Raw genomic sequence first — 22,548 nt, 5'->3', positions numbered from 1 at the left:
AATATTAATGTTTGTCATTAGGAATTCTAATGAGTCTTGATACAGTGACTTTGCAATGCTTCCTGGCGGTAGCAGAAACCCAAAGTTTTACAAAAGCCGCACTCCGAGTGGGGCGTACGCAATCGGCGATCAGCCAGCAAATTGCAAAACTCGAACAGTTAATTGAAAAACCATTAATTCTTCGAGGACGTGAGTTGTCTTTGACACCAGATGGAGAGCTTTTTTTAGGCTATGCAAAAAAGATTTATGAACTTCATCGTGAATCACTGGACCGTTTTAAAGCACCTGAGTTGCATGGAGAGATTCGTTTTGGTCTGCCTGAGGATTTTGCTTCAATGATTTTATCGGATGTACTGGTTGAGTTTTCACGACATCATCCCCGGGTGATGCTCAATGTTGAATGCGAACTCACTCTTAATTTAATCGAGCGTTTTAACCAAGGCGACTTTGATTTGATTTTAATTAAAACCAATCAAATAAATCATATTGCTGAGGGTGTCAATGTTTGGAATGAGCCAGTAGACTGGGCAGGCAAGAGAGAACTTCTTACTCAACTCAACAAAACCACACCAATTCCACTGGTGCTTTCACCAACACCTTGTATTTATCGTGGTAATGTGATTGATTCTCTAGACAAGAATCATTTGAATTGGCGCCTTGTGTTTAGTAGCCCAAGCTATGCGGTGAAAATGGCTGCTGTGCGCGCTGGCTTAGGAATTACTGCGATACAACGGAGCATGATTCCCAACGATCTTGATCGCCTTGATGAGGATTTTTTACCTAAGTTGAGTGATATTCATGTATCCTTGTTAAAAAGAAAGAAACAGAACAAGGCTATTGAATCGCTTGAGTATTTCATAATGAAAAAATTAAAACATTGATGTCTTTAAATAAATAAAAAGGATATTTAGGAAAAATGAATTCGATCAGGGATGTTTTAGATAAGCCAACACTCTTATCCATTGCACTCATTAGTTTGGTTGCAAGCCTATTAACTTTGAGTATTCCGATTGCAGCGCAGACATTAATTAATTTGATTGCCTTTGGAAAGTTACTGCAGCCTGTTGTTACCTTGAGCTTTATAGTTCTGATTCTGATGTTGGCACTAGGTGCATTAAATATATGGCAAACGGTAATCCTGGAAGTAGTGCAACAAAAATTGATGGTGAAGATAAGTTTAAATCTCACGAGACAATTCAACAACCTCTCTTTGGATAATTTTTCAACACACAATGGGCCAGAGCTGGTTAATCGTTTTTTTGAAGTAGTAACCATCAAGAAATCACTTTCAAGTCTTTTACTATATGGAGTTAACTTAGGGCTTCAACTTTTTTTTGGGTTATTACTGCTCCTATTTTACCATCCATTATTCCTGATCTTTGATGGATTTATCATTCTAAGCATCATATTGATTATTTTCATTCCCTATCGTAAAGGACTCGCCAGCGCAAAAGAAGAATGTGCTCAAAAGCATCAGGTAGGTTCCTGGCTCGAAGAGCTTTTAATCAATCGGTTTCTATTTCGGTTTAGCAAATGCAGCCATTATGCTACCTTACAATCGGATAAGCGATTAGTTTCCTTTTTACATGCAAGAAATACTCATTTTAGGCAGCTCATAAAACATCAAATTGGATTTTATGTGCTTTCTGCGCTTTCCAGCAGCCTCCTTCTGGGATTAGGGGGATATCTCGTTATTAAAAATCAACTCAGTTTGGGGCAGTTAGTGGCTGCTGAAATCGTACTTGGTGCATTGATTTATGCATTTAAGCGATTTGGCGTACTTCTAGAAAATTATTACGATTTAATTGCATCAGAAGGTAAGATTGATACAGTACTTAATTTATCAGTAGAAGAAATTAAAATGGACCTTAATGCTCTATTTCTACCGATGAAATCGATAGAAATTAAATTTCCACATAAAAGTCCGGCAGTTGCTGCTTTGGATAAACCACTCTTTATTTATTCTCAAGATGCAGAACGCTGCAAAACATTTTCCGAGTCGCTTTTAGGGTTTGGAAAAAAATATGACATGGCCATTTTAGTGAATCAAAATTTGTGTAATGAAGAACATCGATCAGCACTTCGTCAATTCAGTTTATTGCTGCGAAAACCCGAGTGGTTTGCCGGAAGTATCTATGACAATTTAGTACTTAACCATAAAAATACACCACTGAAAATAATTATGGAGCAATTAGAACACTTTGGACTATCTGAAAAAATAATGCGTCAGCCCGATGGCTTAAAAACGATTATTTATGATTGGCAAAATGAGTTTACACAATTTGAACTGATTGCTCTTATGATTATACGTGCTGTCTTACTTCAACCTCAGTTACTCATAATTGACAGAGTTTTTGATGGATTAGAAAAAGAAAAAAGTGAACTTCTTATCACACCATTGCTGAACTTAAAGAATACGATTTTGATGTTGGTCACCCAAAACCATGAATTTAAAAAAATGACAAATCACGTGGTGCTTTCATGAAATTACATGCCTATGCAATGATAAAAAAACTACCAAAGCCCCAAAAAATTGCCAAAATAATTTTTATTATTGCCCTGATTATCACCCTGTTTTTAGCGTTTACGCCATGGCAACAGTTTGCTCTTGGCAATGGCAAAGTGATTGCGTTTTCTCCCACCGAGAGGCTGCATGTAGTTAATTCACCAATCAATGGACGTATCAAAAAATGGTATGTCGATGAGGGTATGAGTGTAAAAGCAGGAGACCCCTTAGTGGATATTACTGACAATGATCCCAAATTATTAACACGATTAGAATTAGAAAAAAAAGCAATTGCTCTTCGGATAGAGGCAGCAGAACAATCAATTGTTGCAGGAAAAGCTAATCTCGAGCGCCAAAAAAAACTGTATCAACAAGGTATTAATTCAAAGCGCCAATATGAATTAGCACAAATTGAATACTCCAAATACCAAAGCGAGTTAGCGCAGGCAAATATTGACATGGTGGATATTGACGTACGTATCGCTCGTCAGCAATCACAACTTATAAAAGCGCATGTAGCAGGGGTAATATATAAACGATTGACAGGCCAAGAGAGTGTGGTTGTCAAAGCTGGAGATGTTTTGGCTCAAATCATTCCACAAACTGAATCACGAGCTGTGGAACTATGGATCGATGGTAATGATATTCCATTTGTTCGAATCCATCAAAAAGCTCGATTACAGTTTGAAGGATGGCCTGCGATCCAATTTAGAGGTTGGCCTGCAATTGCTGTGGGCACTTTTGGGGGGACTGTTTCTTTTATAGACCCTACAGACAATGGTACGGGATTATTTCGTGCAGTAATTGTTCCTGATGAGCCCTGGCCTCAGTCACAATTTTTAAGACAAGGCGTACGTGTACATGGTTGGGTTCAATTAGGGGAAGTGCCTTTATGGTATGAACTGTGGCGCCAGTTTAATGGTTTTCCGCCAGAGAGTACTCCAGAGAAGACTCAGCCATGAAAAGATACTATACTCATAGCGGATTTAAGAATCAGTTGATCTTAGGATTTTGTTATTTGCTCCTTTCCACGGTATGTATCGCAAATGAACCACACAAATTAACTTTGGATAAGGTACTGCAAAGCGTCACCCTATATTATCCAAAAATTAAAATCGCACGCTTGGAAATTACTAAAGCTCAAGGTGCTCATTTGAGTGCATTGGGAACGTTTGATCCTTCTCTTGATGCAAGCTCTCGATCTCAACCTGCTGGTGGCTATATTAACAATTATGGAGATACCCAGCTTACTGTTCCTACTTTTTATAATGGAGTCAAATTGTTTGCGGGTTACCGAAATGGGAATGGGAGCTGGCCGATTTATTATCAAAATTACTTAACCAATTCGGGTGGGGAATATCGAGCAGGACTTTCACTGCCTTTACTTCGAGATCGATTGATTGATAAGGAGCGAACGAATTTATTAACTACCGCGGAGTCGATTGAAATGAAAAAACACGACGCGGAAGCGATTAAAATTAAAATTTATCAGGAAACAATTAAGGCCTATTGGCAATGGGTTGAGGCTGGATTGCAATTAAAAACGTTTAGACAATTACTAAAATTGGCTCAAAAGAGACAACATGCTATTGAGCAACAGGCAAATCAAGGTGATCTTCCTAAACTTGCGATTACTGAAAATTTGCAACAAATAGTCCAGAGAGAACAATTACTCAACCAAGGGAAGATGATATTTGAACAGGCTGGAATTAATTTATCTCTATATTATCGAGATGAACAAGGAAATCCCAAAATTCCATCGGAAAACAGTCTGCCTTCGCAAGTGTTAACTAATCCAAGACAATTGACATCTGGCTTATCGCAGTTAGCGCACCATCCCTCCCTTAAGAAGCTAGAAAATTATTCAAGAATTATTAAGCTTAAACGTGATTTAGCGCAAAATGAGCTCCTGCCCAATTTGGATGCTACGGCATACACGTTTAAACAAAATGGTACTGGAGGATATCCGTTGTTACTACCAGAAGCAGCATTTATAGGAGTTTCTTTCAAATTTCCGGTACTCCAGAGAGAGGCAAAAGGTAAATTAATTCGCACCCAAAGTGAGCTATACCAAATCAGGGCGGAACAAAAATTTATGTATGAGCAGCTTAAGAATGAACTTACTAATCTTTATATTGGGATAAAAAGAATCCATCAGCAGGTAGCTTTCTTAAAAAAGGAGTATCATTTGGCATTTAAGGTGCAACAAGGAGAGACACAAAAATTCCATGAAGGGGATAGTACTTTGTTTCTCGTGAATCAACGAGAGCAGGCTACAACTCAAGTAAAGCTTAATTGGATTAATGCCCAGGTGCAACAGGAGGAGTTAAAAGATCTCGTCCGTTTTTTTTCCTCAGCGGACATAAATTTTCCTCTAAAAAAAGGCTTTGGTGCTCCAAAAAATTATGGACTTACCAAATGAACTTGTTTTAGTTGTAGAATTCAATAATAACTCATCTAATAGTAATCGCAGCGTCGGATTTTCAGTCATACAAAATATATAATACCCTTACTATCTAGTATCAAATATGGAGAGAAGAGTTTGAACAAAAAAAACGGGATGCAACTGGTTATTTGGATTTTATTTTTTGAACTAGTAGGGTTTTTCTTGGGCTTATTAACGCAAGCGAACATCTATTCTTGGTATGAGGAACTCCATAAATCAATTTTAACTCCCCCGGGTTGGGTATTTTCCGTTGTATGGTCAATCTTATATGCTTTTCTTGCGATTGCTGGATTTACATTATGGAAAAATCGAAACAATCCTGAAACTAAAACAATACTTAGTCTTTATTTAGTTCAATTAATGATGAATTGGATATGGACACCGCTTTTTTTTCAACTGCATTGGTTGGGTTTTAGTTTTTTATGGATAGTCATCATGGTGGGGTTGAATGCAGCCATTATTTTAATAACCATTAAAAGTAAAGAAAAAGGAATCCTTTTACTCATAATCCCTTACTCTTTGTGGCTTATTTTTGCGAGCTATCTCAATGGAATCATTTGGACTCTGAATATGCAGGCTTAAAGACTGCCTGAGTCTAAAGAAGATAAGATTTCTTGCGCCTTGGCATGAGTGGCTTCTTTTTTATCCAGGGTCATTTTTTGCCAATTCATATAAGCATAGTGAAGTCGAGGATTATCTTTAAGCTTTTCTTCATTTTGTTTCAGAAAATTCCAATATAATGCATTAAATGGGCAGGCTTTTTCTCCTAATAAATCATTTGGATTATAGGAGCACGATTCACAAAAATTACTCATGCGCTGAATGTATTTTCCACTGGCAGCATAGGGTTTGCTTGCCATTAAACCACCATCGGCATAAAGTGCCATGCCTAAGGTATTAGGGAGCTCTACCCACTCATAGGCATCAGCATAAACAGCAAGATACCATTCACAGACTTGTTTTGGATTTATGCCTGCAAGTAATGCAAAATTACCGGTTATCATTAATCGTTGGATATGATGCGAATAAGCTTCTACTGAAGTTTGGCGAACTACTTCCTTGATACAAAACATTTTAGTATCTGCTCCCCAGAAAAAAGCTGGCAAGTCTCTTTTAGCATGAAAGTGATTCATTTCTTTGTAGGCAGGCATAAAATGCCAATAAATCCCACGGATGAATTCTCGCCATCCCAGAATCTGACGTATGAATCCTTCTACTGAATTAAGAGGGGCTTTTCGTTCTAGGTAAGCTTGTTCTGCCATACGACATAACTCTATAGATAATAACAGTCCGGCATTAAGATAAAACGATAGTTTAGAATGATATAAAGTGGTTTCATTCGTTAACATAGCATCCTGATAGTCACCAAATGAGATAAGGCAATGATTAATAAAATAATTTGCCTCGGACAAAGCTTGAGCACGCGTCACTGCCAAGTCAAAGGGATGTAATTGACCGAAATGTTTTGAAAAATGTGCTGCCACCAATCTCAAAACTTCGACAGTAATCTCATCTTTGGGGTACTCCAAGCGTTTTGGAAATGAAGAAATGTGTTTTGCAGGATTACGATTTTGCGCATCATAATTCCAGGACCCCCCGATTGGATTTCCATTGCTATCAATTAAAATGCGATATTTTTGACGCATCATCCGGTAAAAAAATTCCATGCGTAGTTGTTTTTTTCCTTTGGCCCAATCGTTAAATTCATTTATGGTGCATAAAAAGCGATTGTCCTCATAAATCGTTAATGGGATCGGCAACTTACTTTTCAAATCATCAAACATTTTAAAAACTCGCCATTCCCCTGGCTCAGTAAGGCTTATGGCTGAAGGCTTTATTTCCTCAACGGCTCTTATCAGTTCTTTGACTAGGCTTCCTTGATTGTTAGGATCATCAAACTTTGTGTAGCGGACGCGATATCCTTTAATTTTTAGTGTTTGAGCAAAATGGCGCATTGCAGAGAACAAAAATGCGATTTTTTTAGGATGATGACTGACATAAGTTGCTTCCTCGGTAACTTCGCACATCAATACAACATCATCATGCATATTGATTTCACTAAGTGCAGACAAAGTTTCACTCAATTGATCGCCTAAAATAAAGCAGAGTTTTGTCATAAATTGATTTTTATTAGTGAGTTAAATTTTCAACTTGGGACGAACATGGCTTAAGCCCCCATCTACCGCAAGAACTTGCCCGGTTATCCAGCAATTTTCTGGACTAAGTAAAAATACAATCGCTTGAGCAATATCCTCTGGTGTCCCAATACGTCCTAAAGGATGCATCGCCTTGGATGCATTATGAGCTAACTGATTATTTAATAGAGGGGTGGTTAATGGACTATTGACCATTCCTGGCGCTACCACATTGACTCTTAAGTTATTGGCGGCATAAGTAGCTGCAGCTGCCTGAGCAAGACCTATAACTCCCGCTTTAGCTGCAGCAATGGCCTCATGATTTGCGAGTCCAACCAAGGCTGCTGCTGATGAAATCAATACTACTGAGCCGCCTTTTTTCATCATCAAACCCGCAGCACGAATTGTTGCAAATGCGGTAGTTAGCGAAGCATTAATGCAGGCTTGGAACTCTTCAAATGTTGTCGAATGGGCACTTTTCAAGAGTAATGAGCCTGCGCAATTAACAACACCATCAATGGCGCCAACCTTACGAAAAACGTCACTAACCGCATCAAAATCACAGGCATCAATTAAAAAATCCGGATTAATTTTATGATTATCCCTTGCAGTGGTAAATACCGTGTCGCCACGATTTCTCAACAAAGTTGTGACCGATTGTCCGATTGCACTACTTGCCGCAATAACCAAATAATTAGACATAGTACGATTCAGTAGAGAGGATTACGTTTAATATGATCGAAGTAAGTAAAAACTTCAATATTTTTGAATGAATTAACTCTTAATCCCTAGGTAGGTAACTGTATTCTCTAGGATAAATTTTGAAAGAACGAAGACCCATTAGTTGTTCTAATTAAGCTATAAGTAAGATTAATTTGATAATTTATTGTGCATATACGATACTTTGTCATTAGAGCAGTAATGCAGTCACTCTGCATTGTTAAATGCAGATAGACGCCATCGTGAATAAATTATTCTTCCTAATCTGGTTTTAGCGGCTGCATTACAAAACTCAGTTGGTTATGAGCGGAGTGATGAAATGCTTGTGGAAATTCTATCACGTATCCAGTTTGGTTTTAGCATTGGGTTTCACATTTTATTCCCAACATTGAATTTGGGTTTGGCCATTTTTTTGATCATTATGGAGTTATTTTGGCTAAAAACAAGAAAAACGGTTTATCTTGAAATCTGTAAACTTTGGACGAAGATTTTTGCTCTTACCTTTGGAATGGGGGTCGTTTCAGGCATTGTACTTGCCTATCAGATTGGAACAAATTTTGGTCCGTTTATCAACCAGTTTGGTAATATTTTGGGTGCATTATTTGCTTATGAAACACTAACCGCCTTTTTCCTTGAGGCTGGCTTTCTAGGTGTGATGCTCTTTGGTTGGAAAAGGGTACCGCCGCTACTGCATTTTATTGCAACTTTGCTTGTTGCTATCGGGACAACCATTTCTGCTTTTTGGATTATGTCGGCCAATTCATGGATGCAAACACCCAGTGGCTATGAGATGATTGATGGAAAGTACGTGGTCGCTAGCTGGTGGGCTGTAGTGATGAACCCATCGTTTATACCTCGCTTTATCCATATGATTTTAGCCTCTTATGTGACAACTTCTTTTGTCATCATGGGAGTGTCCTCCTATTATTTGCTTCGTAAAAAAGCAGTGGAGGCAGCAAAGAAAACCATGTCCTTTGCACTTTGGGCCGCTTTAATTCTTGTTCCTGTTCAAATTGGGGTAGGTGATGTTGTTGGGCTGATGGTTAAAGAGCATCAACCGCTTAAAACAGCGGCCATGGAGGGGCTTTGGCATACTCAAAACGGTGCTCCTTTGGTCTTATTTGCTTGGCCTTCTCAGGCAGAACAACAAAATAAGTATGCTATTGAGATACCCAAGCTGGCAAGTTTAATCAATACTCATGATTGGGATGGCAAAATGGTTGGTTTAGACTCGGTGACTGCTGACCAACAACCGAGAGTTGCCCCTGTTTTTTTCTCATTTAGAATAATGGTAGGCATCGGTCTTTTGATGTTCGCAACAACAATTTTAGGACTATTCCTCCGTTACAAAAGCAAAATTTATCAAGCAACATGGTTTCATTATTGGTGTTTTGCACTAACACCGCTCGGATTTATAGCTACTATTTCCGGATGGCTCACTGCCGAAATTGGACGACAGCCCTGGGTGGTTTATGGGTTATTAAAAACTCATGATGCAGTTTCAGCAATCAGTGCTGAAGATGTGATTATTTCTTCTGTTCTCCTCCTTCTTGCTTATGGAATTGTTTTTGGTTTTTATCTCTATTACCTATTGAAACTTATCCGTCTTGGCCCCGAGATTATTGAGCAAGACCAAGTTGAACATCATGCTTTTCAGTACATGACTGATTTAAACGTGGAGAAAAAATAATGCTTCCACTTATTTTTGCTGTATTACTTGCCTTCATTGTCATGATGTACGTCATTTTAGATGGTTTTGATCTTGGCATTGGAATTTTATTTCCTTTTACCAACAGCGAAAGTGAGCGGGATAAAATGATGAATTCAATTGCGCCTGTATGGGACGGTAATGAAACATGGTTAGTTTTTGGTGGAGCTATCCTTTATGGAGGGTTTCCCCAGGTTTATGGCGCTCTTCTTCCCGTTCTCTACATGCCTTTAATGTTCATGCTTATTGCTTTGATTTTTCGCGGCGTCAGCTTTGAATTTCGATTTAAAGCGGATCGTTCAAAACCGGTTTGGAATTGGTTATTCGCAATAGGTTCAGTTGCTGCAGCTTTTTTTCAAGGAGTTATTTTAGGATGTTTTGTTCAAGGGTTCTCAATGAATCCTCAAACAATGGAAATCAGTCAGGGTAGTTGGTTAACTCCTTTTAGCTTATTTACCGGTGTTGCCTTAATTAGTGGTTATGGGCTTCTTGGCGCAACATGGATGATTATCAAAAGCAGCGGTAAACTTCAACGAAAAATGGTTCATTATGCTCAGGGTTTATTAATTATTGTCAGTTTCTTTTTAGTCTTTGTCAGTATCTGGACTCCATTGCACAGTACTGAAGTTTTTCATCGCTGGTATCAATTTCCTAATTTTTTATTGTTAAGCCCACTTCCTTTAATTACCGTACTTGCAATTTATCTTACTTGGAGAAACTTATCTGTAAATTCTAATAACGAGCGTAAGCCGTTTATTTACAGCATTATCATTTTCTTGTGTTCTTATATAGGTATAGCAATCAGTGTTTATCCTTATTTGATACCACATCAGATTACGATTTGGGAAGCAGCCGCACCGTCTTCGACACTCACATTCATATTAGTTGGTGTCGTTATTATGTTGCCGATATTGCTTGCATATACCTTATATGCCTATTTTCTTTTTAGAGGTAAAACGGAGGAGCATTACCACTAGGTGCCTAAATGGCAGCTATAATTTATCTAATATAGTTTCATGAGGAATTGAATCATGGCAAATCAAACACGCGAAGGTTTAATTAATCAGGCTAAGAGTAGTTCTAAGTCAATCGCTTTGATTTACTCACCAATTGAGCTGCATGAATATATAGTTGAAATTATTGCTAAAGAATCCGATGAATTTATTCACAAAGGGAAAGAACTATTACATTTCAACTCTATTGACGATGCTATGTCCCGAGCCGCTGAATATGGGGCAGAGGAGTTTTTTCTGTGTGCAGATAATACCTACGATGAATGTGGCTCAGTAAGTGGCCCTCAAAATTTTGATTATATTCCTCTTCATTCAAAATATAAGCAAAATAAAAATAATTAGTTATTAATTGAATGGTGATATAAGCTAATAGTTGGAATTTAGTGAAGAATCAGGGATTAATTTGATGAAGTCTTTAGGATGTTTGATACGCAGTTGGATTGTAAGCGAAAATAATTACAGTCCTGATGAATCATTTGGCAATAAAATTGATTGGATTCGAGTGATTCCTTTCGTTATGATTAACCTTAGCTGCCTGTTGGTTTTTTATGTGCGCTTCAGTTGGATTGCCATAAGTACAGCAGTTATTCTATATTTTTTCCGTCTATTCACAATCGGTGCTTTTTATCATCGTTATTTCTCACACAAGGCATTTAAAACAAGTCGCTTTTGGCAATTCATTTTTGCAGCCCTTGCAGGAACCTCCGCTCAACGAGGTCCTCTCTGGTGGGCGGCACATCACAGGCAGCACCATATGGTTTCTGATACGCCAGAAGACGCACACTCCCCGGTACAACATGGATTTTGGTGGAGTCATGTAGGTTGGTTTTTAACAAAAAAACATTATCACTACAATCCGGAGCGAGTCAGGGATTTGGAGCAATATCCTGAGCTCGTTTTTCTAGAACGCTATGACATTTTGATGCCAACATTATTGCTTTTTTCTCTTTTCGTAATCGGCTGGGTGCTGCAGACTTATGCGCCTCAATGGAACACCGGAATTGGTGAAATGCTCGTCTGGGGCTTTAGTATTTCCTTGGTGGCATTGTTTAACACGACCGTTATTATCAATTCCCTGTGCCACGTGTATGGTACAAGATCTTATGAAACGTCAGATAACAGTAAAAACAATCTTTTCTTTGCCCTAATTACACTTGGCGAGGGTTGGCATAATAATCACCATCATTATCCTGCCTCAGCTCGCCAAGGTTTTCGATGGTGGGAAATTGACATTACTTATTACCTAATCAAACTTTTAGAATTAATGGGTATCGTCTGGGATGTTAAACCAGTGCCTAAATATGTATTAAAGCAAAACTTGACTCGAAAGTAATTGTTGATATTTATGGAGAACTATGATGAAACTTATAGGGCTTTTTTTCTTAACAATGATTTGTGTCTTTATACTGGATATGATTTGGTTGGGCTTCATTGCCAAAAATATTTATGCAGAACACATCGGCATGTTGTTACGTAAATCGGCTGAGGGGATGGCGCCTATTTGGTGGGCAGCGGCAGTTGTTTATGTTTGCATCACCTTAGGCATTCTTTATTTTGTTCTTCCGGGCGCACAAGGTAATTACCTGCAAGCACTAGCTGGAGGAGTAATGCTCGGTCTTGTGACTTATGGGATTTATGATTTTACCAATTACTCAATTCTAGCAAACTGGCCATGGAAGATAACCCTAATCGATTTTATTTGGGGAATGGTTTTATGTGGGTTGAGTAGTCTATTTGCGACCTTCATTCAGAATCGATTTTTTTCTTGAACCAAGGGAAAAACATTGAAGTTTGCTTTTGATATGCAATGTATTTTTGTCCCCTTGATTGTATGGAGCCTCTTTCGGTCAGGGGACCTGTTATATGGGTGAAAATAATGTAAAGCATTAATGGCGAAAGCAAGCTTAAGTACCCAATATTTGACTGTATCGCAAATAAGGCGAATCCCAGCCAACTTAACCAATCAAAAAAATAATTGGGGTGACGCGAATAATTCCATAAGCCTTCATTACATACCTTTCCTTTATGTCGAGTTTTGAAACGTTGTAGCTGTAAATCTGCCAAAGTCTCACCCATGATTCCTGCTAAAATAATGCAAAATGCAATGCTATCTAACAAGGTAATATGAGTCAGTCCTGATTTGCTAATAAGAAAAAATACACTTGAAATGATTAGAATCAATAGGCCTTGGAGTTGGAAGTTAATAAAAAAACCGAGAGAAGGGCTTATTTTCCAATTTGCACTCAGTTCGATATAACGCTTATCAACATGTCCTTTTCTTATTCGTGTGTACCATAGATAGAACGCAAGGCGCAAAGCCCATAGAATGAGAAGAGAAGCAATAATCAAAGTACGGGTACTTAAAGTAGTTAAGCTTAAATAAATTAAACCTGAAACCATTAACCCTAATGACCATGAAACATCAACAACTGAAGGATTTTTTAGAATGCGATACAATCCCCACATGAAACTCATTTGTAAAATAAGATAAATGACTACAATGCCAATAGCATACATTATTTATTCTCCTTTACTTTTTGGTAACAGTAGACGCAAAATGGCAATAAAAGTGACCAAATTAACCCAATCAAAAGGCAAGTTATATCGGTGCCATAAGGAAAAAAAGCAGCCCCCAAGCTTCCTCCAATGCGAAACGCTAAGGCAAAGCCTGCACATGACAAAAGCCCGAGCAAAAGTAGGTGATCAAATAGGCTACTTAATGTGGCATATAAAACAACCGTAAAACTTATCCATATAGTTATCATCCAAGGAGAGGTAAAATAGGGGGAAAAGGGGTTTGCTGAATAAATTACAATTCCTTTATAAACCAGAGTACTATCGATTAGAGTACTGATGGATACAACAATCGCTAATAAAATCCCTAGCCCTTGTAGCGGTTTTCTCGTTCGATGTTGCCAGTACAATTGCAGCAAAACACAAGCAGCTACGATAAGAGGGCTTATCCATGCATATCCCCGAGCAGCAAGCATAATGCATGCAAACCAAGCTACATAATAAGCAATTGTATGAATCAGGTAATGTAAGGTCTTCATCGTCTCTTTCGCCATAAGGCATGAATATCGCTAATGTAATTGGTCTGAAACCCTGCGGCACAATAAAAAAAATAGAATTCCCAGGTTCGAATAAAAGACTCAGTAAATCCTTGTGCAAGAATTTCTTGTTTGTTTTCTAATAATTTTTTATACCAATCATTTAAAGTAGAGACATAATGTTGCCCTATGTCTTGAAATGACAGCAATTGCAGGGTGGTTTTGCTGGCAATTGATTTATTTATGGAAAGCACTGAGGGCAAGCAGCCGCCAGGGAAAATATATTTTTTAATAAAATCAACCTCATCTTTTGCTGCATCATAGGCTTGATCATTAATTACGATTGCCTGTAAGAAAAATAAACCTTCAGGTTTAAGAAGCTGATTACATTGCTGAAAAAAGGTATCAAAATATTTATGTCCAACTGCCTCAATCATCTCGATTGACACTACTTTATCATATTGACCGGAAAGCTTTCTGTAGTCTTCTTTTAATAATTCAATCTGATTATCTAAGCCCAATTGATGGATTTTTTCTTTGACATAAAGGTATTGTTTCTCTGAAATGGTCGTTGTGGTTACTTTACATCCATACTCTTGCGCTGCATAACAGGCAAATCCACCCCATCCGGTGCCAATTTCCAATATATGATCACTGGGTTTTAGTTGCAGTGCACTACAAATAGCTTGAATTTTTTTCTTAGAAGCTTCCTCCAAACTGATATCCGATGGCTTATAAAGAGCACATGAATACATCATTGACGGGTCGAGAATTAATTTAAAGAACTCATTTCCTAAATCGTAATGGGCTAGAATATTCTCTTTAGCTCGATGAATTGAATTAATTTTTAATTTATAGTTTATTGTTCTTATCAAACTAGATAAACGGGCGATTGGACTTTCAATATTATTGAAGAGGGAATCATTTTTAATAAAAAGCGTGATTAATTTTTGTAGATCATCTGTATCCCAATCCCCATCGATGTAACTTTTCCCAGCACCAACAGACCCTCCTAGAAGGATTGCTTTATAAGCATTGGGATTATTTATATTGATGGTAGCAATTAAATCATTCTTTTCTTGTTCATGACCAAATCCATAGCTGCTTTCATGATCATTGACTTCGATGGCCCCATGTGTGATGCCATTTAATAACTTAAAAAAGATTTTCTTGCAGAATCTTGCACTCAGAGTGTATGAATAATTATTTTGGTCCATGCTATATCCTTTTATTTGATCTTGGATGGGCATGAAATGGAATACCCTTAATCCATAATTTTAATGCTTGCCAATAAATTGCAGTCGCAATTTTGTAGGTCATTAGCGGATGCTTCCAGAATACCTTTTTAATTGATGAGCTATCCTCAGCCTTTAAAACTAATGTCGCATCAAAATCCTTATTTCCCTCACTATAATTTTCCATATGAACAATTATTTTTTGTGTATTTAACTTTAAATTCATTCGATAGGTATAATTCATGGACATGAAAGGGGATACATGCAGTTCTTTTTGAAATTGATAAGAATAGATTTCATTTTTAGGTTTGGCCGAATGCCTGAGAATATAATTATGCCGATCTCCCCAAGGGGTGTTGGTGACCTCCAAAATTAAATACTCCAAATTTTGATTTGCTTCATCAAAGAGAAAATAAATACTGATGGGATTAAAGCAATACCCTAAACAACTGAGCTGGGTTAATAAATAGATTTTTCCTTTTGGGTAAGTTCCGTATCGACTCATTATTAAATGGCGAGCATATTCATCAAGAGGTATCGTCGATTCATTAAGATAATGTTTTCGTCTAAATGAAAACCAATTAAACTTCTCTATGGATACGTGTTTGATGTCTTTGAAGGTGGTACTTATGTTAGCTAGATCAAAACAGAACATAAATAATTTATATGAAAATTGATGCCGTTTTGGAAAAAAACGGCGATGTCGCACATGCCCTGTAAAAATTAGATGTTTCATCATCTAGGTTCCTAGTAGCTTACACGTATTTATCGCACTATTGACTCCATCTTCATGAAAGCCATAACCCCAATAACTTCCTACATAGTACGTATTATTCATTCCATTAATCAAATCAATTTGTTGTTGTGCTTTCAAGGAAGACACATTCAAACAGGGATGTGCGTATTTAAATGATTGGATTATCTGATTTTCAGCAATTTCATTGGCAAGATTGACCGATACAAAAAAATCATGGTTGGAATTAATTGACTGCAATCGATTCATGTAGTAGGTCAGTGTAGGTGCAGTGCTTTGGTTATCAAGGTAATTCCAACTTGCCCAAGCCCTTTTATTTTTTGGCATTATGCTTCTGTCTTGATGAAGTACTACCTCATTTTCATTATATTTGATTGCTGACAAAATGCGGGTTTCTTCATGAGTAGGTTTCTCAAGCATGGCTAGGGCTTGATCGCTATGAGTAGCGCATACAACGGCATCAAACAGGTGCTCTTGAGAGTTGGTTACTATCGTAATCTTATTATTTTCTCGTTTTATCAAATCTACTTTAGAGTTTAAGTAAATTTGCTCTTTAAGCCTCTCAAGCATGGGGGCGATATAGTTTTTCGAGCCCTTCTTAATAACATACCACATAGGTCGGTTGAATAAATCAAGAAGCCCATGGTTATTGTAAAATTTTAGTATAAAAGAAGCCGAACAATTTAGTGCATCTTCTTTATTTTTAGACCAAATAGCAGCCATCATTGGAATCAGATAAGATTCTCTAAATTGCTCCGAGTACTTGTTTTCGGTGATGAAGTCATTGATGGTTATTTCGAGATTATTAGTTTGAGCTAAGAATTTTTTTGCGTCGGAATTAAATAAAATAATGTCTTTGATGAGGCGATAAAAGTTTAATTTAATTAGGTTGCGGCGATCTGAAAAAAGTGTATTTAAATTATGACCATTATACTCAAGTCCCCGTCGATCAGAGCGATAACTAAAACTCATTTCACTAGGTTGAATTGGAACATTTAACTCTTCGAGCAATTTACAAAAGTTAGGGTATGTTCTTTTGTTAAAAACGATGAATCCGGTATCGATCGAGTATACTGCTTCTTCAGTTTCCACAGATAGGGTATTTGTATGACCACCAAGATAATTGTTCGCTTCAAATAATGAAACATCATAGTTTTTGCTTAAAATATAGGAGCTTGTTAAACCAGATATCCCCGAGCCAATCACTGCAATCCTTTTCTTCAAAAATAATCCTTTAATTATAAGTTTGGTTGTTAATTTATTTAAAATCAGTCACATTGTAAAGATGACGTCGCCAGAGTGTGGCGGTTTAGTAAATCAAATGAAATCACAGAAGGCTTCCATCGTAAAATCAAACTCATTCAGCGAAGAGCTTATGGTTTTAGAAATTTTGAAAATTACGGAGTGCGTGTTGATGCTCTAGTTTTAAATTCGTTATAAATCAATGCGTTGTAAGGCGTCAAATTCACCAGGAACTGCCTAAAACTGCCTATTACAGCGTAGTACCGCCACAGTTGAGACACGTTTTGGCCTCAGAAGAAAATTAATCATTATGTATTAAATATGCCCAAAATGAGGTTTTTAATTATAAGCTATAATGATAGATAATGAATCAAAAAAAGGAGTAAGTTATGAATATAAAAATACAGCAAGCATTAAAAGAGCATAACTATAACGATTTAAAGCAGCTAATTGAAAACGTAGATGATTTCACATCGGCTGTGGGTTCTTTCCAAGATTATGAAGCATCATTGGTGGAATTCTTATCCGAGCCTGATGTGTTCAACCGGTTGATCAAAGACCACAAGGACTTCATGATGATCACGCGTTATTTGCCGTCACATAAGGAAGCGCTGATAACGATGAGCCGGGTGCTATCCGATCCCGAGGCGTTCGACCGGTTGATTAAAGACAACAAGGAGTTTAGAGAAACCGCTAAGCAATATGCACCATATAAGCCAGATCTGATAAGGATGAGTCGGGTGCTATCCAATATCGAGGCGTTCGACCGGTTGATTAAAGACAAACATGATTTCGAATTAATAAAGGAAGCATTTAAAAACCAAAACGTATTCAAAGAAGACAACTTCGAATCGCAGCGCCTTCAAGTAGTACAAACTGTCTCCTCCGCTAAAGCATTTACAAGAGGAGCAACCGTAGGTGCTTTAGCTGGCGGAGAACTTTCCCAAAAATTGCCACCGGAAGTATCAAGCTATATTGGTTCTTTTCTTGGGCGCAAGGATGGAGCTAATTTAGCCCAAACACGAAAAGAGGCAAATGAGCTGGCTAAAGAAGAAGAAGAGCGTCAGAATACGCTTAAACCTGGGAAGTAGGGGTTCTAGCGACCGAAGGTTTCCATCGAAAGATGAAACAGCGCCTTCATCGGTTACTAATGAAAAAGCATCGCACCGCAAAGCAGTTAAATGGCGCGCTCGGAGGGACTCGAACCCCCGACACCTTGGTTCGAAGCCAAGTTAATCAAATATAAATCATAATAAAATCAGTAACTTGCGATGTAACGAATTTAGCTATTACTGCCTAGAACTGCCTGAAACAACAGGGGTTATATTACACTTTGTTACAAATCTGCTACAAGGTTATTTTAGCATTTAATCTTTGGGGCCTTGAATTTTTCCTCTTAACATCTCAATGTCTTTCATGTGCTCTTTTAATTCTGTTTTAAGCTCTTTTACTTTTCCTAAGTCTCCATTGTTTTGTTCAACATGAATTTTTGTCTGAAAGATCAGGGTTTGTTTTTCAAATTTACTAATTAACTTTTCAATTCTAGCCCTATCTTTCCTTATTGAGATTTGAGTTTCAGAGGCTAATCGCAATGTGGAGATATTCCATTTTCCACGAAATGTTATTCCGTACCAAGCGAAATTACTTTTATCTATATGCTTCTCAAAATCTTCTACTCTGGGGTTTAAAATTATTTTTTTTAATAAATTATCCCAAATTGAACTTGGCCAATAATCGCTTTTATATCCATTACAAGCTCTACAAGCATAAATAAGATTTTCATAATTATTTATTAAGTCTGGAAATTTACTTTTAGGTTTATAATGATCTATTTGAAAAGAATTTTTTGAACCACCTATCTCAGGCTCTCTTGTTTGGCAATATCCACAAGAATAATTAAAATTTTTTCTAAGCTCTGGTTTATATGTCTTGTAATTAGCCATTGTAATTATAATTTGTTGGCATTATGTATTATATTTTCTGAAAATATCTTAGTTCTCTCTTCTAATCTTTTCTCAAATTGAAGTAAAGTTTCATTAAGATCCAATCCATTATTTTTATCTAAAGTTTCAAGCTTATAGATTTCCAATTCTATTCTATCAAGTTCAGCATCAAGTTCTTTTAATTTTTTCTTATAACTGGGTAAAAATAATTTGATTGGATTTTGTAAAATTTTAGATCTTTCTTGTATAAGAGGGGTCTTTAATGAAAATAAACGTTCTATCTTCGATGCTTTATTCTCTTCTAATGTTATTGTAGCAATTAAAGTTTCTATTTTTCTTTGTAAAATTTCTTTGCTAATTGCTTCAGCACTATAATCTTCATAAATAGGATTGATTCTAGTTAACTTACTAGAGGAGTTTAGTCTCCACGGAGATTTTAAGGTTACTGAAGAGCTACTCATTTATAACTTCCAAAAGTGACCGAGTCTTATTAGTAATTATACTCTCAAAAAACTCTTCCAATATATCGTGAGATTCTTTAGCTAAAGATATAATTTGTATAATCTCACTTTCAAATTGATTTGAAATATAACAATCTAAATCTAAAATAAACCTTCCCCCCACCTCTCCTGGTCTTAGAGAGTCAGTCAAGAATCTTGTTTGTACAATAAATTTAATGTTATTTATATTTGATACTTCATTCAAAAAAGTTAATTCTAATGCTTTAAAGTTTTTTAAGTGATTGGGGATTTGGATATCTAAATTAAAATAATCAGAAACATTTAAATTTTCTTCAGCAATATGAATATTATTAATATATCGAGTTCCAATACGACTAACATATATGGGTTTCGCTACATCTATATATGCTGATAGAATTTTATTTATCGTAGGTACGAAAGAATCCCATCCTTCATATTTTAAATTATTTGCGATCGCTATTCCTGGGCCAAATTGTAGAATTCCAGAACCATCATTTTTAGAAGCCCGAATCAAAGGGGCTTGTATAAATGGAGGTTGAGCATTGGCAGGATTTTCTAATAAATATGGTAAGGAGAAATGTTTTATATCTTGCTTTAAAGGATAGTCATTTTTTATAAATTCAAAAATTTGACCGGGCATGGCTGTATCAAAATTTTCAAAATCAAACTTGGCCTCAAAAATTGCTTCTTGAAGTTGAGGTTTATTATATTTTCTTTTTTTCATTAGTTGGCCAAGTTAGCGTTAATAAACAATAAAAGCATTTATTCTATTTTTATAGATTGTACATTTAAAAAATATTTCTAAATAGTCATTAGCATTAGCTTTAAATAAAATATTCTAAACTAAAAATACACTATATATATTTTATTTTAAAAGTGGCTATTTAATTTTTCTAGTTAATTGAATGGCACAAGCTACGATTTTACCTTTACTATTTTCATCAATATGAATATTTGCCCAATCTTCATTCAATGTTACTAACTCATATTTTGGTTGTGTAGTGGATGTAGATAGTTGTTTATATTTGCGAATAATCACTTCCATTTCATTTCCAATTTGGACCGCAACAATATCTCCTGGGTTAAGTTGTGCGTTCGGGTCAAAAATTAAAATATCATTTATTCTAAATTCTGGTTCCATGCTGTTATCTTTAATTTCTAGTGCGAAAGCATCTCCACTAATTTTTTTTGCAATATCAGTGCTAATAGGGACAAAATTTATTTTATTATGAGTCAGTTCGTTTTTTATTTTGTGGATATTAATGTTTGGTTCACAAGCTTGGCTGTAGTCTAGTAACGGTATTAAAGTGCCAATTCCAGAGTTCCTGCTAAACTCACCATCTCGGTCATCGGATAATCCCATCAAAAAAGCTGGGGATACCTCTAAAGCTTTTGCTAACTGAGTAATTTCATCTGGACCAGGAGTTCTTTCTCCACGCTCATAATTGTTGATTCGAGAAATATTTAAATTCTCGGTCAATTCAGCCAATGCTTTCCTTGTTAACCCTTTTGTTGTGCGTTCGTGTTTTATCCGTAGTCCAATTTTTTCTTTGACGTTCATATCGTTACTGAGCCTTCCAATTTCTGAGAAATAAAGAGTTAGCAGATATTGACACAAGCTCAATACGTGCTAAATTATACTCTTTATGAGTTAAATTGCTCGATTAGAGTATTTATATGTAATCCATCGTTTAAAAGATAACACAATAAGAACTTTATGACGATAGGAGGAAGGAGCGAAGTGAGTAAATGGATTTTAAAATTAATCATCAGGAATTAGATGCGTTAAGTGGCTTGCCACATATCCAGCGCCTGGCTTATCTAATGGGAATTAGACCTTATATGGATGGTAAAACTGGATTAGTCGGAATTAAACGACGGATTAGTCACCAATCAATATCAGAACAATTATATGTTGAGCCTCATCAAGGGATTAAAAGTCAGAATTTTTCAAGAGATCAGGTTCGACGAGCGCTATATGGTTTAGTCCGTGCGGGTGTAATTACTATTCAGTCAGAAGGAATGCAGTTAATTTTAAAATGTGAATTAGCAACAATGCATTATTCTGTCCAAAAAAAAGCCGCCATAAACCCGCCACAGAAAGCCACCATAAACCCGCACGATGTAAGTCTTGTAGAGACTGGGTTATCTCATGTTGATTCACAAAAAGGCGACATAGCAGAGTCATCAAAAGCCGCCATACCTCTAAAAGAAGATAATTATTTTGTTTTATTATCGCAATTCGAAAAATTTTGGTCGCTTTATCCAGAGAAAAAATCTAAAGCCAAAGCACAAGCAGCATTTGAACAACTTAACCCAAGTGCCTTGGTATTTCAGCAACTCATGAGTGCCTTACAAAACCAAATCCATCATGTTGAAACCATGAAACTTAATGGCACATGGGTTGCGCATTGGAAATATCCTGCCAATTGGTTGGCGCATCGCTGTTGGGAAGACGAAATCACTGAAATGAAGCAGGAGAGTCATCATGAAACACATTGGAAGCCTCATCAACATCAATCCACAAGAGACCCATTTTGGAACCCCAGTGAAGAAGACCATGAACCCGAAAGAACCAACATCGTCCATTTCCCGAGAGGTTAATCCCAGAAGCAAACTGATTGAAACCTTGTTTTCAAAGTTTGCAGCTTTTTATGGCCACATTTGGCGAAGCCAGTTTAAGAGTGAAGGATTTTTGGAGTATGCCAAAAAAGAATGGCAGGACGGTTTGAATGGGTTTAGCGAAAACACGATTAATAAAGCCATTATTCAATGTCGGGATTTTTATGAGTTGCCGCCTTCTTTACCACAAATGATTGCGTGCTGTCGTGAGATTAAAAAGCGTACTCAGTTTTATGTGGTTAAGAAGAATCATGTGCCTGCAAAGCAAGAGGTTGTTGTCACTCATTTAAACAAGTGTAAAGAAATTTTAACCAGAAAATAAAGGAAGAACATCATGGTGGTATTAAGCAGAAAAATTGGAGAAAAAGTGTTGGTTGATGATGGAGAGATCGAGGTTAAGGTTTTGTGCTCCAAAGGAAATAAGATCTTATTGGGATTCAAAGTACCAGCGAATATGGAGGTTGAACGAGAGGAAGACTATCTAAGAAAAATATTACAAGTTCCGGAGTTTTTAAAAGTTAATCAATGAGCCATAAGGAGAGTGAAATGCACAAACAAAATACACTCATGAAGACTGTTAAAGGAGGAATCAGTTCTTTATGTGTTTTTCTTTTTTCATCAAGTCTATGGGCTAACGATCTGTTATCCAAAGCATTGGAAGGTGATGTCAAGGATTCATTAGGAAGTGGTTC

General features: G+C 36.7%; 25 protein-coding genes and 1 pseudogene. 15 read left to right on the top strand and 11 right to left on the bottom strand.

The features are described 5' to 3' along the window. Positions 1–29 precede the first annotated feature (29 nt). The 5 genes from DGG96_RS17535 to DGG96_RS17515 all read left to right on the top strand — a co-directional run bounded on the left by DGG96_RS17535 (position 30) and on the right by DGG96_RS17515 (position 5,534). Positions 30–881, top strand: coding sequence for a LysR substrate-binding domain-containing protein (locus tag DGG96_RS17535; protein ID WP_110143839.1), 852 nt, complete (start codon positions 30–32; stop codon positions 879–881). A 35-nt stretch (positions 882–916) separates the two neighbouring features. Next, positions 917–2,485, top strand: a complete 1,569-nt coding sequence (locus DGG96_RS17530) for an ABC transporter transmembrane domain-containing protein (protein WP_110143838.1) — start codon at positions 917–919, stop codon at positions 2,483–2,485. Beyond that, the gene (locus DGG96_RS17525; protein WP_110143837.1) at positions 2,482–3,468 is read left to right on the top strand and encodes an efflux RND transporter periplasmic adaptor subunit; all 987 of its coding nucleotides are present in this window, start codon (positions 2,482–2,484) and stop codon (positions 3,466–3,468) included. Before DGG96_RS17530 ends, DGG96_RS17525 begins: the two co-directional genes overlap by 4 nt. Continuing rightward, the gene (locus DGG96_RS17520) at positions 3,465–4,928 is read left to right on the top strand and encodes a TolC family protein (protein ID WP_110143836.1); all 1,464 of its coding nucleotides are present in this window, start codon (positions 3,465–3,467) and stop codon (positions 4,926–4,928) included. The genes DGG96_RS17525 and DGG96_RS17520 overlap by 4 nt, the downstream gene beginning before the upstream one ends. 120 nt (positions 4,929–5,048) lie before the next feature. Then, positions 5,049–5,534, top strand: coding sequence for a TspO/MBR family protein (locus DGG96_RS17515; RefSeq protein ID WP_110143835.1), 486 nt, complete (start codon positions 5,049–5,051; stop codon positions 5,532–5,534). Here DGG96_RS17515 and DGG96_RS17510 read toward each other — a convergent pair. After that, positions 5,531–7,069, bottom strand: coding sequence for a cryptochrome/photolyase family protein (locus tag DGG96_RS17510; protein WP_110143834.1), 1,539 nt, complete (start codon positions 7,067–7,069; stop codon positions 5,531–5,533). The genes DGG96_RS17515 and DGG96_RS17510 overlap by 4 nt on opposite strands. Positions 7,070–7,090: 21 nt before the next feature. Next, complete coding sequence (locus tag DGG96_RS17505; protein ID WP_110143833.1) at positions 7,091–7,789, bottom strand: SDR family oxidoreductase; 699 nt, start codon at positions 7,787–7,789, stop codon at positions 7,091–7,093. Between the two features lie 337 nt (positions 7,790–8,126). On the opposite strand from DGG96_RS17505, the gene DGG96_RS17500 reads away from it, so the two are divergent. The 5 genes from DGG96_RS17500 (at position 8,127) to DGG96_RS17480 (ending at position 12,297) form a co-directional block, all read left to right on the top strand. Continuing rightward, positions 8,127–9,497 (top strand): cytochrome ubiquinol oxidase subunit I, encoded by a 1,371-nt coding sequence (locus tag DGG96_RS17500; protein ID WP_110143832.1) that lies wholly within the window; start codon positions 8,127–8,129, stop codon positions 9,495–9,497. Beyond that, the gene (gene cydB / locus DGG96_RS17495; protein ID WP_110143831.1) at positions 9,497–10,492 is read left to right on the top strand and encodes a cytochrome d ubiquinol oxidase subunit II; all 996 of its coding nucleotides are present in this window, start codon (positions 9,497–9,499) and stop codon (positions 10,490–10,492) included. Before DGG96_RS17500 ends, cydB begins: the two co-directional genes overlap by 1 nt. A gap of 54 nt (positions 10,493–10,546) precedes the next feature. Further along, positions 10,547–10,870: a DUF6482 family protein gene (locus tag DGG96_RS17490; RefSeq protein WP_110143830.1), complete on the top strand. Its 324-nt coding sequence runs from the start codon at positions 10,547–10,549 to the stop codon at positions 10,868–10,870. A 64-nt stretch (positions 10,871–10,934) separates the two neighbouring features. Continuing rightward, positions 10,935–11,861 (top strand): acyl-CoA desaturase, encoded by a 927-nt coding sequence (locus DGG96_RS17485; protein WP_110143829.1) that lies wholly within the window; start codon positions 10,935–10,937, stop codon positions 11,859–11,861. 22 nt (positions 11,862–11,883) lie between these two features. Beyond that, positions 11,884–12,297: a DUF2177 family protein gene (locus DGG96_RS17480; RefSeq protein ID WP_233590509.1), complete on the top strand. Its 414-nt coding sequence runs from the start codon at positions 11,884–11,886 to the stop codon at positions 12,295–12,297. Here DGG96_RS17480 and DGG96_RS17475 read toward each other — a convergent pair. The 5 genes from DGG96_RS17475 to DGG96_RS17455 are packed head-to-tail and all read right to left on the bottom strand — an operon-like array spanning position 12,272 to position 16,791. Continuing rightward, positions 12,272–13,045 carry a DUF1295 domain-containing protein gene (locus DGG96_RS17475; protein ID WP_110143827.1) on the bottom strand — a complete coding sequence of 258 codons (774 nt, stop codon included), beginning with the start codon at positions 13,043–13,045 and terminating at the stop codon, positions 12,272–12,274. The two genes, DGG96_RS17480 and DGG96_RS17475, sit on opposite strands and share 26 nt — an antisense overlap. After that, a complete protein-coding gene (locus tag DGG96_RS17470) occupies positions 13,045–13,581 on the bottom strand; it encodes a DUF2878 domain-containing protein (protein WP_110143826.1) in 537 nt (178 codons plus the stop codon). Before DGG96_RS17470 ends, DGG96_RS17475 begins: the two co-directional genes overlap by 1 nt. Then, positions 13,578–14,795: an SAM-dependent methyltransferase gene (locus DGG96_RS17465; RefSeq protein WP_110143825.1), complete on the bottom strand. Its 1,218-nt coding sequence runs from the start codon at positions 14,793–14,795 to the stop codon at positions 13,578–13,580. The genes DGG96_RS17470 and DGG96_RS17465 overlap by 4 nt, the downstream gene beginning before the upstream one ends. A gap of 1 nt (position 14,796) precedes the next feature. After that, positions 14,797–15,552 (bottom strand): DUF1365 domain-containing protein, encoded by a 756-nt coding sequence (locus DGG96_RS17460; protein ID WP_165831642.1) that lies wholly within the window; start codon positions 15,550–15,552, stop codon positions 14,797–14,799. Continuing rightward, on the bottom strand, positions 15,553–16,791 hold the full coding sequence (locus DGG96_RS17455) for an NAD(P)/FAD-dependent oxidoreductase (protein ID WP_110143824.1): 1,239 nt from the start codon (positions 16,789–16,791) through the stop codon (positions 15,553–15,555). A 66-nt stretch (positions 16,792–16,857) separates the two neighbouring features. Between DGG96_RS17455 and DGG96_RS17450 the strand changes: the two are divergent. Continuing rightward, positions 16,858–17,007 (top strand): annotated as a pseudogene (locus tag DGG96_RS17450) (transposase); the annotation flags it as partial. A 191-nt stretch (positions 17,008–17,198) separates the two neighbouring features. Next, positions 17,199–17,900: a hypothetical protein gene (locus tag DGG96_RS17445; protein WP_110143823.1), complete on the top strand. Its 702-nt coding sequence runs from the start codon at positions 17,199–17,201 to the stop codon at positions 17,898–17,900. A gap of 276 nt (positions 17,901–18,176) precedes the next feature. Here the strand turns inward: DGG96_RS17445 and DGG96_RS17440 are convergent, their stop codons facing one another. The 4 genes from DGG96_RS17440 to DGG96_RS17425 form a co-directional block, all read right to left on the bottom strand. Continuing rightward, the gene (locus tag DGG96_RS17440) at positions 18,177–18,752 is read right to left on the bottom strand and encodes an HNH endonuclease (protein WP_110143822.1); all 576 of its coding nucleotides are present in this window, start codon (positions 18,750–18,752) and stop codon (positions 18,177–18,179) included. 5 nt (positions 18,753–18,757) lie between these two features. After that, complete coding sequence (locus tag DGG96_RS17435) at positions 18,758–19,213, bottom strand: hypothetical protein (protein WP_110143821.1); 456 nt, start codon at positions 19,211–19,213, stop codon at positions 18,758–18,760. Further along, positions 19,206–19,958: a TIGR04255 family protein gene (locus DGG96_RS17430; RefSeq protein WP_110143820.1), complete on the bottom strand. Its 753-nt coding sequence runs from the start codon at positions 19,956–19,958 to the stop codon at positions 19,206–19,208. The genes DGG96_RS17435 and DGG96_RS17430 overlap by 8 nt, the downstream gene beginning before the upstream one ends. Before the next feature lie 156 nt (positions 19,959–20,114). After that, positions 20,115–20,795 carry a helix-turn-helix domain-containing protein gene (locus tag DGG96_RS17425; RefSeq protein ID WP_110143819.1) on the bottom strand — a complete coding sequence of 227 codons (681 nt, stop codon included), beginning with the start codon at positions 20,793–20,795 and terminating at the stop codon, positions 20,115–20,117. Positions 20,796–20,983: 188 nt separating this feature from the next. Here DGG96_RS17425 and DGG96_RS17420 point away from each other — a divergent pair, with 188 nt between their 5' ends. The 3 genes from DGG96_RS17420 to DGG96_RS17410 are packed head-to-tail and all read left to right on the top strand — an operon-like array spanning position 20,984 to position 22,385. Further along, complete coding sequence (locus DGG96_RS17420; protein ID WP_110143818.1) at positions 20,984–21,838, top strand: hypothetical protein; 855 nt, start codon at positions 20,984–20,986, stop codon at positions 21,836–21,838. Next, positions 21,795–22,178 (top strand): Vir protein, encoded by a 384-nt coding sequence (locus tag DGG96_RS17415; protein ID WP_110143817.1) that lies wholly within the window; start codon positions 21,795–21,797, stop codon positions 22,176–22,178. Before DGG96_RS17420 ends, DGG96_RS17415 begins: the two co-directional genes overlap by 44 nt. A 12-nt stretch (positions 22,179–22,190) precedes the next feature. Further along, positions 22,191–22,385 (top strand): carbon storage regulator, encoded by a 195-nt coding sequence (locus tag DGG96_RS17410; protein WP_110143816.1) that lies wholly within the window; start codon positions 22,191–22,193, stop codon positions 22,383–22,385. Positions 22,386–22,548: the final 163 nt, after the last annotated feature.

It is taken from the genome of Legionella qingyii (assembly GCF_003184185.1).
This window is presented reverse-complemented; position numbering and strand designations above follow the sequence as displayed.